This is a genomic window from Mesorhizobium sp. B3-1-7 (genome assembly GCF_006439385.1).
In the GTDB taxonomy this organism is placed as follows: Bacteria; Pseudomonadota; Alphaproteobacteria; order Rhizobiales; family Rhizobiaceae; genus Mesorhizobium.
Genome location: NZ_VFTL01000004.1, coordinates 108,182 through 121,569 on the forward strand (window position 1 = coordinate 108,182; position 13,388 = coordinate 121,569).

The 13,388-nt window shown below is 62.9% G+C and carries 11 protein-coding genes; 9 read left to right on the top strand and 2 right to left on the bottom strand.

The annotated features are described in order from the left end of the window. Positions 1 to 164 precede the first annotated feature (164 nt). The 7 genes from FJ417_RS04855 (at position 165) to FJ417_RS04885 (ending at position 8,986) form a co-directional block, all read left to right on the top strand. On the top strand, positions 165 to 1,277 hold the full coding sequence (locus FJ417_RS04855; protein ID WP_140782675.1) for a sugar ABC transporter substrate-binding protein: 1,113 nt from the start codon (positions 165 to 167) through the stop codon (positions 1,275 to 1,277). Between the two features lie 73 nt (positions 1,278 to 1,350). Continuing rightward, entirely contained in the window at positions 1,351 to 2,316 is a 966-nt protein-coding gene (locus FJ417_RS04860) for an ABC transporter permease (RefSeq protein ID WP_140653956.1), read from the top strand. Positions 2,317 to 2,323: 7 nt separating this feature from the next. Next, positions 2,324 to 3,829: a sugar ABC transporter ATP-binding protein gene (locus FJ417_RS04865; RefSeq protein WP_140782676.1), complete on the top strand. Its 1,506-nt coding sequence runs from the start codon at positions 2,324 to 2,326 to the stop codon at positions 3,827 to 3,829. 8 nt (positions 3,830 to 3,837) lie between these two features. Then, positions 3,838 to 4,779 (top strand): ABC transporter permease, encoded by a 942-nt coding sequence (locus tag FJ417_RS04870; RefSeq protein ID WP_140643808.1) that lies wholly within the window; start codon positions 3,838 to 3,840, stop codon positions 4,777 to 4,779. 8 nt (positions 4,780 to 4,787) lie between these two features. Then, on the top strand, positions 4,788 to 5,819 hold the full coding sequence (locus FJ417_RS04875) for an alcohol dehydrogenase catalytic domain-containing protein (protein WP_140643806.1): 1,032 nt from the start codon (positions 4,788 to 4,790) through the stop codon (positions 5,817 to 5,819). A gap of 66 nt (positions 5,820 to 5,885) precedes the next feature. After that, positions 5,886 to 7,382 (top strand): aldehyde dehydrogenase family protein, encoded by a 1,497-nt coding sequence (locus tag FJ417_RS04880; protein WP_140782677.1) that lies wholly within the window; start codon positions 5,886 to 5,888, stop codon positions 7,380 to 7,382. After that, a complete protein-coding gene (locus FJ417_RS04885; RefSeq protein ID WP_140782678.1) occupies positions 7,382 to 8,986 on the top strand; it encodes a GMC family oxidoreductase N-terminal domain-containing protein in 1,605 nt (534 codons plus the stop codon). Before FJ417_RS04880 ends, FJ417_RS04885 begins: the two co-directional genes overlap by 1 nt. A 46-nt stretch (positions 8,987 to 9,032) precedes the next feature. On the opposite strand, the gene FJ417_RS04890 is transcribed toward FJ417_RS04885, so the two are convergent. Beyond that, positions 9,033 to 9,854, bottom strand: a complete 822-nt coding sequence (locus FJ417_RS04890; RefSeq protein ID WP_140782679.1) for an aldo/keto reductase — start codon at positions 9,852 to 9,854, stop codon at positions 9,033 to 9,035. A gap of 112 nt (positions 9,855 to 9,966) precedes the next feature. On the opposite strand from FJ417_RS04890, the gene FJ417_RS04895 reads away from it, so the two are divergent. Together FJ417_RS04895 and FJ417_RS04900 are read left to right on the top strand one after the other, a co-directional pair. Then, on the top strand, positions 9,967 to 11,538 hold the full coding sequence (locus tag FJ417_RS04895; protein ID WP_140782680.1) for an acyl CoA:acetate/3-ketoacid CoA transferase: 1,572 nt from the start codon (positions 9,967 to 9,969) through the stop codon (positions 11,536 to 11,538). After that, entirely contained in the window at positions 11,535 to 12,305 is a 771-nt protein-coding gene (locus FJ417_RS04900) for an enoyl-CoA hydratase/isomerase family protein (RefSeq protein ID WP_140782681.1), read from the top strand. The genes FJ417_RS04895 and FJ417_RS04900 overlap by 4 nt, the downstream gene beginning before the upstream one ends. Before the next feature lie 214 nt (positions 12,306 to 12,519). On the opposite strand, the gene FJ417_RS04905 is transcribed toward FJ417_RS04900, so the two are convergent. Further along, positions 12,520 to 13,380 carry a sugar phosphate isomerase/epimerase family protein gene (locus FJ417_RS04905; RefSeq protein ID WP_140782682.1) on the bottom strand — a complete coding sequence of 287 codons (861 nt, stop codon included), beginning with the start codon at positions 13,378 to 13,380 and terminating at the stop codon, positions 12,520 to 12,522. Positions 13,381 to 13,388 lie beyond the last annotated feature (8 nt).

A 13,388-nucleotide genomic window follows, 5' to 3' on the forward strand; every position in this document is an offset into this window, starting at 1 on the left:
GAGAAGTCAACAGGCCGCGCATTGCGCCGGCGCTTGACTCTCGCTCGTTAAGGAAGTAACTAGATGGTGCATTAAGCGACCAGGGGAGCGGTTTGGACGGCCAGACTCTCGACGTTGCTCAATAGGTGCCCGCGCCTGCGGGTCGTTGCCAAATGGGAGGTAGCATGTCGACTTTCATCAAGGATTTCATCGAGCGCGAGACCATCAACCGGCGCAATTTCCTGCTCGCCACGGCTGCCGGCATGGGAGCCATGGCCGTGCCATTCGGCTTGGGCGGCGGCGGCGCTCAGGCGGCTCTCACTGACCCGGCGATCGCCTGGTCCTACCGCGACCGCGCCTCGGCTTACTGGAACTCGATCGTGTCGGGTGGAGAGGCTTTCGTGGAATCGCTCGGCAAACCGAAGGATTCCCTCGTCTCGCTGATCAACGAGGGCTCCTCCGAAAAATCGCTGGCCGACATCAAGGCGTTTCTTGCCAAAACCAACGGCAAATGCGCAATCGCCTGCGACGCCAACGACAGCCCGAACGCACGTCCCGTGGTCGAGGCGGTGCGGGATGCCGGCGCCTACATTTCCACTATCTGGAACAAGACCGACGACCTGCATCCCTGGGACATCGGCGACAATTACGTCTCGCATATGACTTGGTCGGACGAGAAGCCGGCCGAGCAGACAGCGCGTATCCTGTTCGAGGCCATGGGAGGCAAGGGTGGCGTCGTGCATCTGGGCGGCATTGCCGCCAACAATCCGGCCATCGAACGCCTCAATGGCTTGAAGAACGCGTTGAAAGATTTTCCCAACATCGAGCTTCTCGACGCCCAGCCGGCCGATTGGGACACGACCAAGGGTACGGAACTGATGGCGTCTTTCCTGACCCGTTTCGGCGACAAGATCACCGGCGTTCACTGCGCAAATGACAATATCGCGTATGGCGTGATCGAGGCCCTACGCGCCGAAGGCATCGAGGGTATGCCGATAGTGGCCTATGACGGAAATCCGGAGGCGGTGAAGCTCGTCATGGACGGCAAGCTCCTGGCAACCGTCTTCACCAATCCGCACTGGGGCGGCGGCATCACGGCGGCGCTCGCTTACTATGCAGCGACCGGCGCCTTCAAACCCTCCGAAGAGCCGAAGGAGCACCGCGAATTCTACGGCCCGACGATCCTGATCTCCAACAAGGATGCCGCGGACTTCAAGGCCAAATATCTCGATACCGTTCCGTCCTACAACTGGAAGGACTTCTGGGGTCCGGGCAACGGGCAGATCAAGTACAAGTAATACGAAGCTCGATCGGGCGGCCTTTTTCAGGGCCGCCCCCTCCACAACGGCACGTCTGGACGGGAGGCCGAAGTTGCCACGCATCCTTACGCGGGAGAACGCGATCCGCTGGGCACCTTTGCTAGTGCTTCTCGCGCTCATAGTGCTGTTCACGGCGATAAACCCGTCGTTCCTGTCGCAGCGCAACTTCGCGCGCATCGCGATCGCGGCTACGCCCGCGCTCATGGTGGCGGTCGGCGTGACCTTCATCATCGTGATGGGTTCCATCGACCTCTCCATGGAGGGTGTCGTTTCCCTGACAGCGGTCCTGTTCTGCTTCCTGATGCTGGCGCTCGGCGGAACGCTCGCGTCGGGCGGCTGGATCGCAATCCCGGTCATTCTTGCCGTCGGGGCCGCGGTCGGCCTGGTCAACGGCCTCATTCACGTCAAGCTGAAAATACCATCCTTCATGGCGAGCCTCGCGCTTGGATTCGTCGGCACGGGCGCCGCGATCCTGCTGACTGGCGGCGACATCGTCAAATTCAACGATCCGACGTTCCGCGCCCTGCTGACCTGGCGCATTCTCGGTTTCCCGCTGATGGTTTATGTCGCGGGCCTGTGCCTCGTTCTTGCCTGGTTCATCCAGGCCCATACCCGCCTTGGACGCTATTTCTACGCGGTCGGCGGCGGCGAGGAACTCGCTCACGCCTCGGGCGTGCGGGTGCGGCAGGTGAGGATGGCGGGGTTTTCGCTTGCCGGCTTCTTCTATGCGATAGCCGCGATCCTGCAGGTGGCGAAGCTCGGCCAGGCCGAGTCGGTCACCGGATCCAATTTCATGTTCATGTCCATCACTTCGGTCGTGGTTGGCGGCGTGGCGCTGTGGGGCGGCGTAGGTGGAGTGTGGAACACGCTTGTCGGCGTCCTTATTGTCGCGGTGATCAACAACGGCATGGTGGTCATCGGCCTGCCCGACTTCCTGCAGGCCGCCGTTCTCGGACTGCTCGTCATCATCGCGGTCATCCTGTCGACGGACCGGCGCTCGGTCGCGTTCGTCAAGTGAGGGCGCCATGTACGAATTGAGAGCCGTCGAAAAGAAGTTTCCCGGCGTCAGGGCGCTGAAATCCGTCGACTTCTCCATCAGTCGCGGTGAGATCGTCGGGCTGGTTGGCGAAAATGGCGCCGGCAAATCCACGCTCATGAAGGTGATTTACGGCGCCTATCAGCCCGATGGCGGCGAAATCCTCATCGATGGCAAGCCTGTGCGGTTCAGCGGCCCCCGCGATGCGATGGAAAGGGGCATCGGCATGGTGTTCCAGGAGCAATCGCTGGTCACCAATCTGTCGGTGATGGAGAACATCTTCCTGGGCTATGAGGACCAGTTTTCGCGCTTGGGCGTGGTCAACTGGAAGGCAATGGCCAAAGCCGCCAGGAAGCAGCTCGCCAAGGTCAAGCTCGATATCGACCCGCGCGCGGTCACCTCAAGTCTTTCCTTCGCGCAGCGCCAGCTTGTGGAACTGGCCAAGGTGCTGACCCTGGAGGAACGGGTGCAGGGTCATCTGGTCGTCCTGCTCGACGAGCCGACCTCGGTGCTGGCGGAGGAAGAGGTAAAGCTGTTGTTCAAGCTCGTGCGGGAGCTGACGGCGCGCGCTTCATTCATCTTCGTGTCCCATCGCATGGACGAGGTGATGGAGCTCTCGGACCGCATCTACGTGATGAAGGACGGTCAGGTGGTCGATGTCGTCTCGCGCGGCGCGGCGACGCCGGAGGCGATTCAGCACAAGATGGTCGGCCGCCACGTCGACAAGGAATATTATCGTGAGCAGCGGCAAAAGCCCTACGACGCAACGAAGCCTCTGGTCGAGCTGTCGGATGTCAGCCTGCCCGGACGGGTCCGCGACATCTCGCTGACGCTGCATGCCGGCGAGGTGCTGTGCCTGGTCGGCACCGAGGGCTCCGGCCGCGAAGCGATCCTTCGAACCATTTACGGCATGCGCGCGCCCATCAAGGGCACTCTGAAGGTCAAAGGCGAGATCATCCCCGGGCTGACGGCTCGCGGCGCGGTGGAACGGGGCGTCGGCTATGTACCGCGCGAGCGCAAGGTCGAAGGGATCGTGGCCGGCATGAATGTCTACGAGAATATGACGCTCTCGCAAATGCCGCGCTACGCTCGGATGGGTTGGCTCGACGTGGCTGACGAGCGTGCCCTTGCCAGGACGTGGATCAGAAAGCTCTCCATCAAGGCAAGTTCAGAATACGCCGATTGCGGCAACCTCTCCGGAGGCAACCAGCAGAAGGTCGTGCTCGCCAAATGGCGGTCGGGCGGCTCCGATATCATGCTTCTCGACCATCCGACCCGAGGCCTGGATATCGGCGCCAAAGAGGATGTGTACGATATGATCAGGGAGATGTGCGACGATGGGGTCGGCGTCATCCTCGTCGCCGACACGCTCGAGGAGGCGATCGGCCTTTCCCACACCATCGTCGTCATAAAGGACGGTGAGATCCAGAAGCGCTTCGACTGCGTTCCCGGCTCCAAGCCGACGCTCTACGACCTTCTGCACTACATGATCTGAGAGGCCACATGGACATCCAACGCCTCAAGCCACACTTCCCCTGGATCACCCTTTTGGTCCTGGTCACGATCGTCGGCATCGCCGATCCGAGCTTCCTGAAGCCGGCCAATCTGCTGAGCCTTGCAGGCGACATCGTGCCGCTGTTCATCATGGCGCTGGGACTGACCTTCGCGATCTACATCGGCGGCATCGACCTGTCGGCTCAGTCGATGGCGAACATGATCACCGTGGTTGCCTCGGTCTATCTGGCGTCGCTGGGCATATGGGTTGCCGCGCTGTGCATCCTTGCAGGCTTCGCGCTGGGCACCCTCTCCGGCTACCTGACCACCCGCATGTACGTTCCCTCCTTCATCTCGACGCTGGCCGTCGGCGGCGTGTGCTTCTCGGTGGCGCAATGGCTGTCTGGCAATCGAGCCCTGAACATGGACGCAACACAGCGCAACGAAACCTTCGGCTGGATGATCGGTCGAACCGGCATCGTGCCGCACGAGCTCTTCATCGCGCTCGGCCTGCTGGCAATCTGCCTGATCATAGAACGGCGCACCATCCTCGGCAGGGCGCTGAAGGCCGTGGGCGCCGGCGAACTGGCCGCGGCCGCGTCCGGCCTCAACGTCGCCCGCTACAAGATCCTCGCCTTTGCCATATCGGGAGCGCTGGCCGCAGTGGCCGGGCTACTCTTTTCCGTCAAGCTGTCGGGCGGCGCGCCGACGATTGCCAACGGCTTCCTTCTGCCGGCCATCGTCGCGGTGCTTGTCGGCGGGACGCCGCTGACGGGCGGCGTCGGCGGTGTGCTCAACACCGCGATCGGCACGCTGATCGTGGCGGTCATCCGCGCCTCGATGCTCTACTTCGGCATCGCCGCGACGCAGCAGCAAATGGTCTTTGGTCTAGTGCTGATCGTCGCGATCGCTTTGACCATCGACCGCTCCAAACTTCGCACCGTGAAGTGAGACACGCCATGGCAACAATGCGCGCGGCCGTTCTGACAGCTCCGCACCGTTTCGATCTGCTTGAGGTCGCCGTACCGGAGGTTGGCCCCGACGACGCCTTGATCCGCGTCTCGCGGACCGGCATATGCGGCACCGACATCCATATGTTCAACGGTCACTATGCCGCCGACCGGCTGCCGCTCGTGCCTGGCCACGAGTTTGCCGGGACCGTCGCCGCGACGGGCGAGCGTGTGAAGCATATCAAGCCAGGCACGACCTGCGTCGCGGACGTCAATATCGGCTGTGGCGAGTGCTATTGGTGCCGCCGCAACGAGGTCCTCAACTGCCCCTCGATGACGCAGGTGGGCATCGGGCGCGACGGCGCGTTCGCCGAATATGTCTGCGTGCCGGCGCGGCTCGTCATAGAGGCGCCGGACGATGTGCCGGTTCAGGTGCTTGCCCTGACCGAGCCGGTGTCCTGCGTGGTGCGCGCCGCGCGCAAGGCGCGCGCGAGTTTCGGCCAGTCAGTCGTGATCCTCGGAGCAGGACCGATCGGCAATCTGCATGTCCAGATGATGCGCTTGTGCGGCGCCGCCCCAATCATTGTCGCGGACCTGTCGGAAGACCGTTGCCGCCTTGCCCTTGAAGCCGGTGCGGATGCAGCCGTTGCCAATCCTGCCCTGCTTAAGGCAGAGGTCTTGAAAAGGACCGGTGGACGGGGGGCGGACCTGGTGATCGAGAGCGTCGGCTCCGCACGGCTCTACGCGCTCGCCTTCGAGCTCATCCGCAAGGGCGGCCATGTCGCTTTCTTTGGCCTTACCGGGCCGCACGACACGGTGCCGGTCGATATCCTGCGCACCATCCTCGAGGAGAACAGTCTGAAGGGCTCGGTGGCCGGCATGGGAGAAGACATGCACGACGCGCTGACACTTTTGTCGCACGGCCGCTTTCGGACCGAGGCGTTCACACGCGCGACTTTCCCGCTCGATGACATCCAGCGCGCCTTCGAGACCCTGGCCGAGCGGCCCCAGGATCTCAAGACGCAAATCGTATTGAACTAGGCGCCGGCGCGTTCCGCCCGCAACGGATCGCGGACGGCCGGCGCACAGCCAGAACGGAGGCATTCCATGCTCGATTTCACTGACCGCGCAGCCCTCCCGGATGCACCGCGCGAATTTGGTTTCTGGTCGGACGGATGCTGGCGCAAAGGCGGCGCCATGTTCGAGCGCCGGTCGCCGGGCCACGGCGTGCCGGTGACGCTTACGCCCAGATGCACGGTGGACGACCTCAATGCCGCCGTCGCCGCGGCGCGCCGCGCATTCGAGGATCGCCGGTGGGCCGGACTGCCGGGGGCCGACCGGGCCGGCGTGCTGCTAAGGACGGCCGACATTCTGCGCCGCCGCCGTGATGAAATCGCCTATTGGGAAGTCCTCGAGAACGGCAAGCCGATCTCCCAGGCGCGCGGCGAGATCGATCACTGCATCGCCTGTTTCGAGGTCGGCGCGGGCGCCGCGAGGCTGTTGCACGGCGACAGCTTCAACAGTCTCGGCGACGGCCTTTTCGGCATGGTGCTGCGCGAGCCAGTCGGCGTGGTCGGGCTCATCACACCATGGAACTTCCCGTTCCTGATCCTTTGCGAACGCGTTCCGTTCATCCTCGCCAGCGGCTGCACCGTGGTGGTCAAGCCTTCCGAGGTCACGTCCGCGACGACGCTTTTGCTTGGCGAAATCCTTTCCGAAGCCGGCGCGCCGGACGGCGTCTATAACGTCGTCACCGGATCGGGCCGGACGATTGGTCAGGCTTTGAGCGAGCATCCCGATGTCGACATGCTGTCTTTTACCGGATCGACATCCGTCGGACGCTCATGCGTCCATGCGGCTGCCGACTCGAACTTCAAGAAGCTCGGCCTGGAGCTGGGCGGCAAGAATCCGATCATCGTCTTTGCGGACAGCGACCTCGAGGATGCGGCGGACGGCGCGGCTTTCGGCATAAGCTTCAACACGGGCCAGTGCTGCGTGTCGTCGAGCCGCGTCATCGTGGAGCGCTCGGTCGCCCGCGAGTTTGAGGAAATCCTTGCCGCCAAGATGGCCAAGATAGTCGTTGGCGATCCGCTGCAGACGAAGACGCAGGTCGGAGCCATCACCACCGATGCGCAGAATTCAACCATCCTGAGCTATATCGACAAGGGCAAGGCCGAAGGGGCGACGCTTGTCGCCGGCGGGCAGGCCCTGGATCTTGGCGGCGGCCAGTATATCGCGCCAACGTTGTTTTCGGGGGTCACACCCGGGATGTCGATTGCTCGCGATGAAATCTTCGGGCCCGTCCTGTCGTCCTTCCATTTCGACACGGTCGAGGAGGCCATCAGTCTCGCGAACGATACGGTGTATGGCCTGGCTGCCAGCGTGTGGACAAAGAACATAGACAAGGCGCTGGTGGTGACGCGGCGCGTGCGCGCCGGCCGGTTCTGGGTGAACACGATCATGGCCGGAGGGCCGGAGATGCCGCTCGGCGGGTTCAAGCAGTCCGGATGGGGAAGAGAGGCCGGAACGTACGGCGTGGAGGAATACACACAGGTGAAGTCCGTCCACATCGAGGTCGGCAAGCGTGCGCACTGGATCAAGTGATGACGACAGGTTTCGACTATGTGATCGTCGGCGCCGGCTCTTCGGGTTGCGTGCTTGCCGCGCGCCTGTCCGAGAATCCGGCTGTAAGGGTCTGTATCATCGAGGCCGGCGGCAAGGACAGCCATCCCTACATCCATATGCCGGTCGGCTTCGCCAAGATGACCACGGGGCCGCTCACCTGGGGGCTGGTGACGGCACCGCAGAAGCACGCCGACAACCGCGAAATTCTTTATGCCCAGGCGAAGGTTCTCGGCGGCGGTTCGTCCATCAATGCCGAGGTCTATACCCGCGGGCACGAGACCGATTACGACCGCTGGGCGAACGAGGAAGGCGCGGACGGCTGGGCGTTCAAGGACGTCCGGAAATATTTCCTCCGTTCCGAGGGCAACAGCATACTCTCCGGCAAGCTGCACGGCACCAACGGACCGCTCGGCGTATCGAACATACCAGATCCGAACGTCGTCTCGCGCGCATTCGTCCAGAGCTGCCAGGAATACGGGCTGCCCTATAATCCGGACTTCAACGGCGCGAAGCAGGAAGGCGCCGGCATCTACCAGATCACAACGCGCAACAACCGCCGCTGCTCGGCTGCCGTGGGCTACCTCAAGCCTGCCCTGACACGCCCGAACCTGACGCTGATCACAGGGGCGCTGGTCCATCGCATCGTCTTCAAGGGCCGCCGGGCCGTTGGCGTCGAATGCTCGGTCGGCGGCTCACTGAAGGTCATAAACGCCGACAGCGAAGTGCTGGTCACCTCCGGGGCGATAGGCACGCCGAAGCTGATGATGCTGTCAGGCGTCGGCCCTGCCGATCACCTTCGTCACCATGGCATCGAAGCGATCCAGGATCTTCCGGGTGTCGGACAGAACCTTCAGGATCATTTTGGCATCGACATCGTGGCCCAGCTGAAAGGCCACGATTCACTCGACAAATACAACAAGACGCACTGGATGCTGTGGGCCGGTATCCAGTACACGCTGTTCAGGACCGGGCCGATAACGTCGAACGTGGTCGAGGGCGGCGCCTTCTGGCATTCCTCGGGGAACCATGCGGGTTCGGTTCCCGATCTGCAGTTCCACTTCCTGGCGGGAGCCGGCGCGGAAGCGGGCGTGCCGTCGGTTCCGAAAGGATCGTCCGGCATCACATTGAACAGCTATACGCTGCGCCCGAAATCGCGCGGGAGCGTGACGCTCCGCTCGCCGGATCCACGCGACAATCCAATCGTCGACCCCAATTTCCTCGCGGAGCCCGACGATCTGAGAGTGTCGGTCGAAGGCATCAAGATCGGCCGGGAGATCTTCAATCAGCCTTCGCTGCGCAAATTCATCAAGGAGCTCCGTTTCCCTGACACAAGCGTGCGCTCGCAGTCAGACCATGAAGCCTATGCGCGACGCTACGGTCGGACCTCGTATCACCCGACTTGCACGTGTAAGATGGGGAAGGATGCGATGTCCGTGGTCGACCCTCTCCTGCGAGTGCACGGGTTGGATGGCGTCCGCATCTGCGATAGCTCGTCAATGCCGTCCTTGGTCGGCTCAAACACCAATGCAGCGACAATCATGATCGGCGAGCATGCGTCGGACCTGATCCGAGGCAACCGCTAGCATTTGCCAGTCACCTCGGATCTGCTCACTTTCCCTGTTCGCGCGCTCAGGTATCGAAATCCGGTGCATAAGGGATCAGCCGCTTCCCAACAACGCGGAAACCGACGGCATTCATGGCGTCGATGCGGCCCATGTCGATACTCGACAAGGTGAAGTCCATAACGTCGAAATTCGAGCGGATGTTGCCTGGCTTGGTGGACATCGTGTTGATCGGCAAACCCTTCTGCAGGATCCAGCGCAACACGACCTGGGCGGCCGACTTGCCGTATGTGGCGCCGATATCGGCGAAAAGCGGATGCTTGAAAACCTCGCCGCGCGCGACCGAGCAGTAGGACGATAGAGGGATGCCCGTCTCACTCGCGGCCGCCAGCAGTTTGCGCTGGTCAAGAAGCGGATGGAATTCCACCTGATTTGTTACGAGCGGCACGCCGGTGATCTGCCTCGCCTGCCGCATCATCGCCGCTGTGTAGTTCGAAATTCCGATGGTGCTGGCGAAACCCCGTTCCTGCGCCTCCTGAAGCAGTTCAAGCGAGAGCTTGATGTCGCCTCCTGGCGTCGGCCAGTGAAGAAGCAGAATGTCGACACGATCCAACTTCAGATCCCGCAAGGACTGTTCGACGGATGACATGAACCGCTGTTGCGAGAAGTTCTCCACGGTGACCTTTGTCGTAATGCAGAGCTCGTCCCGAGGTATGCCGCTCTCGGCCAAGGCGGCACCAGTGTCGGCTTCATTGCCATAGGCCTGGGCCGTGTCGAAGGCGCGGTATCCGGTGTCGATTGCCGCCGCAATCGCGTTGCGCAGCGCATCGCCCTTGAGGGGGAAGGTCCCGAACACTCTCTGGTTCGCCTTCTGGAACATGATATTCATCGAAATCCTCCCACTCATTGTGGTCAGCCCGGAGCTTGCCTTGAAAGCCGCGGGCGGTTATACCAACGATATAACTGTTTAGTTACTTATTCAAGCTTTGTGGAGAGGAAACGTGAGCAAGGTCAGGTCCGCAGCGGAGGCCGTCACCCAGATTCGCGACGGAGCGGTGGTAGCCGTCAATTCGTCGTCCGGTCTGCTGTGTCCGGACGCCGTGCTTGAAGCGCTCGGCGAACGTTTCACAGTCGAAGGGGCACCCCGCAACATCACCACCATCCATCCGATCGCCGCGGGCGACATGTTCGGCACCAAGGGCGTCGACCACATCGCCTTGCCAGGATTGATCAGCCGCATCATCGGCGGCTCATATCCATCGGGGCCTACCAATGCCGAGCCGCCGCTGATCTGGCAGCGCATTCTCGCTGGCGACGTGGCGGCCTGGAATTTCCCCTCAGGCGTCGTGTTCGACATGCTGCGCGAGGGCGCGGCGCACCGACCGGGTGTGTTGACCAAGGTAGGCATGGACACCTTTGTCGATCCGGCGCTCGAAGGCGGGGCCATGAACGACGCGGCACGGAAGTCACCGATCGTGCAGCGCGTGGAGTTCAACGGCGAGACATGGCTCCACTTCCCACCCCTCAAGCCGGACGTGGCGATCATCCGGGCGACGACGGCGGACGAGAAGGGAAACCTTACCTTCGAGCAGGAAGGGGCAACCCTCGGTGCGATGGAGATGGCGCTTGCGGCGCGCAATTGCGGCGGCATCGTCATCGCCCAGGTCAAGCGCGTTGCGGCTCAAGGCACGCTGCGGCCGCATGAGGTGCGGGTCCCCGGAATCCTGGTGGACTTCATTGTCGAAGCTCCGGATCAACTGCAGACCACGGGAACCGCATACGATCCAGCCATATCGGGCGAACTGTTCCGGCCGCTGCGCACATTCCGTACGCCTGAATACAATGTCTCCAAGGTCATCGCACGCCGGGTCGCGCAGGAGCTTCGAGCGGGCTGGGCCGTCAATATCGGCTTCGGCATCTCCGCCAACGTGCCTCGCATCCTGATCGAGGAGGGCCTGCACGGCGCCGTCACCTGGGTGATAGAACAAGGTCCGGTGGGCGGCGTGCCGCTGCTCGATTTCAAATTCGGCTGCGCCTCCAACGCAGAGGCCTTCGTCGCTTCCCCGCACCTTTTCACATACTTCCAGGCCGGCAGCTTTGACTGTTCCCTGCTGTCGTTCCTCGAAATCGGATCCGACGGATCCGTGAATGTCTCGCGGCTTTCGTCGGCGCCGCACCGCACCGCCGGCGCCGGAGGCTTCGTGGACATCACCTCGCGGGCGCGTAAGATCGTGTTCTCGGGCAATTTCAATGCAGGCGCGAAGATGCGGCTGGAAAACGGAAATCTGGTCATCGACAAGGAAGGCAAGGTCGCCAAGATCGTGCCGAAGGTGGATCAGGTCAGCTTTTCGGGGGCGCGCGCCCGCAGCCAGGGCCAGGACGTCACCTATGTGACCGAAAGATGCGTCATCCGGCTGGCGGCCGACGGCTTGGTCGTCACCGAAATAGCGCCGGGGCTCGACCTCGAACGTGACGTCCTGCAGCAGGCAGCCACACCGCTCTCGGTCTCCCCCCAACTGAAGGTGATGGACGAGGCACTGTTTCTTGACCAGCCGATAGGGCTGCGGTTGTGAGCGACCCTCGTCTCGACCTGAGCGTTGACGGACCCGTCGCACGGTTGACCATCCGCAGGCCTGAAAAGCTGAACGCGCTTGACGCGGCGATGGTCGATGCGCTCGTCCCGCTGTGCAGGTCAGTGGAGCGTTCCGCAGCCAAGGTTCTGATCCTGATCGGCGAAGGCGACAAGTCATTCTGCGCGGGCGGCGATGTCGCCGCCTGGAGCGCCCTCGGTCCAGCGGAGTTCGCACGCCACTGGATCCGCGACGGCCACGCCGGCTTCGACGCTCTCGCCAGGCTTTCGCAGCCGGTCATTGCCGTCCTGAACGGACACTGCCTCGGCGGAGGCCTGGAACTGGCGGCCTGCGCCGACTATCGGATTGCGGAAGGCCACGCCCGTATCGGTCTGCCCGAGACCAGCCTCGGAATCATACCCGGCTGGTCAGGAACCCAGCGCGCGGCCCGTCGTTTCGGCCCGCAGCTTATCCGGCGCATGTCGATCTTCGGTGAGGTCTATTCCGCCGACGAGGCGTTGAGACTGTCGCTTGTCGACAAGGTCGTCGACAAAGGGCGCGGCCTGGCAGCGGCCGAGGACCTTGCCGCGGTCGTTGCAAGCAGGTCCGCTACCGCGGTCGAACTGACCAAGATGCTCATCAATGCCGTTGAAGGCGAGGAGCGCGAGCGCGTGCTGGACGCCCTTGCCGGGCGTATCGCCGCCGGCAGCGAGGATCTTCGGCAGGGCCTGGCGGCCTTCCGACAGAAGAGCCAGCGGCCGAAAGACTAAAGCGCGTCGCGCTGAAGCGGATTCAGGCGACGCGCTTTAAGGCTTTATTTTCATCCATGTCGTTATCGCAAAACCGCTGCACACTTTTGCGCGACATGCATTAATCTCGGGACCGATCTGAGCGCGGCAGAAGGCTGTTTCGCAGGCGGCGGCTGACCACGCAACAGTCCCCCTTGCCCAGGGCGGGGTTGCGAGCGCTGTCAAACCTTCGTCTTCAACAAACGGAGCAGAAGCGCTCCACGCATGCGTCCAGGACGTCCCCGGGATCACGCTTCCACCAGTCTCGCGCCGAGAACACCTCCACCTCGCACGGCCCGTCATAGCCAGCCGCTTCCACCGCCGCGCGGATCGCCTTCAGGTCGGCCACGCCGTCTCCCATCATGCCGCGGTCGAGCAGCACGTCGCGGGTCTGAGCCAGCCAATCGCAAAGGTGATAGCCGAAAATACGCCTCGGCCCGACCCGCAGCAATTCGTCGGCCAGCGTACGATCCCACCAGACGTGGTAGACGTCGACCGCAACGCCCACATTGGGTGCATCGACGGCGACGCAAAGGTCGACCGCGTCGCGCATCGTCACCAGGCAGGATCGGTCGCCGCCATAAACCGGATGCAGCGGCTCGATGGCGAGGCGAATGTTTCTGACAGCCGCGTAGGGCGCCGCTTCGGCAACACGATCCGCAACCACCTTGAGGCTTTCGCCGATGCCTTTTGTTCCCGGCTCTACCCCGCCGGCGACGATGGTCAGAACAGGCGCGCCGAGGCCGGCAGCCATATCGATCGCAGCCCGGAAGTCATCCATTACCGCCTCGCGGTCGGGCAGCGCCAGGGGCCCGGTGAGATATGGCGCGCGGCACAGCCCGACCACCCTCAGACCGGCGGCGCGAACCTGTTCACCTATCTGAATGGCGCGATCGCCGAGTTCGCGGCGCCAGAAGACGATGCCGCCGAAACCGCGTTCGGCGCATGCATCGAGCACACGCTCGATCGACCAGCCCGCACCGTACCCGTCGAGGTTGTGGCCAAGCGTTGCCGTATTCAGCGCCAATGCGGAATGATCCTTCGCAAAATCGCGCATGGCGCCGA

What these genes read in the sequence shown, in the direction of transcription:
- FJ417_RS04855 (WP_140782675.1), top strand. Translation starts at nt 165, where the DNA reads ATGTCGACTTTCATCAAGGATTTCATCGAGCGCGAGACCATCAACCGG.
- FJ417_RS04890 (WP_140782679.1), bottom strand. Translation starts at nt 9,854, where the DNA reads ATGAATATCATGTTCCAGAAGGCGAACCAGAGAGTGTTCGGGACCTTC.
- FJ417_RS04865 (WP_140782676.1), top strand. Translation starts at nt 2,324, where the DNA reads ATGTACGAATTGAGAGCCGTCGAAAAGAAGTTTCCCGGCGTCAGGGCG.
- FJ417_RS04875 (WP_140643806.1), top strand. Translation starts at nt 4,788, where the DNA reads ATGGCAACAATGCGCGCGGCCGTTCTGACAGCTCCGCACCGTTTCGAT.
- FJ417_RS04905 (WP_140782682.1), bottom strand. Translation starts at nt 13,380, where the DNA reads ATGCGCGATTTTGCGAAGGATCATTCCGCATTGGCGCTGAATACGGCA.
- FJ417_RS04870 (WP_140643808.1), top strand. Translation starts at nt 3,838, where the DNA reads ATGGACATCCAACGCCTCAAGCCACACTTCCCCTGGATCACCCTTTTG.
- FJ417_RS04885 (WP_140782678.1), top strand. Translation starts at nt 7,382, where the DNA reads ATGACGACAGGTTTCGACTATGTGATCGTCGGCGCCGGCTCTTCGGGT.
- FJ417_RS04880 (WP_140782677.1), top strand. Translation starts at nt 5,886, where the DNA reads ATGCTCGATTTCACTGACCGCGCAGCCCTCCCGGATGCACCGCGCGAA.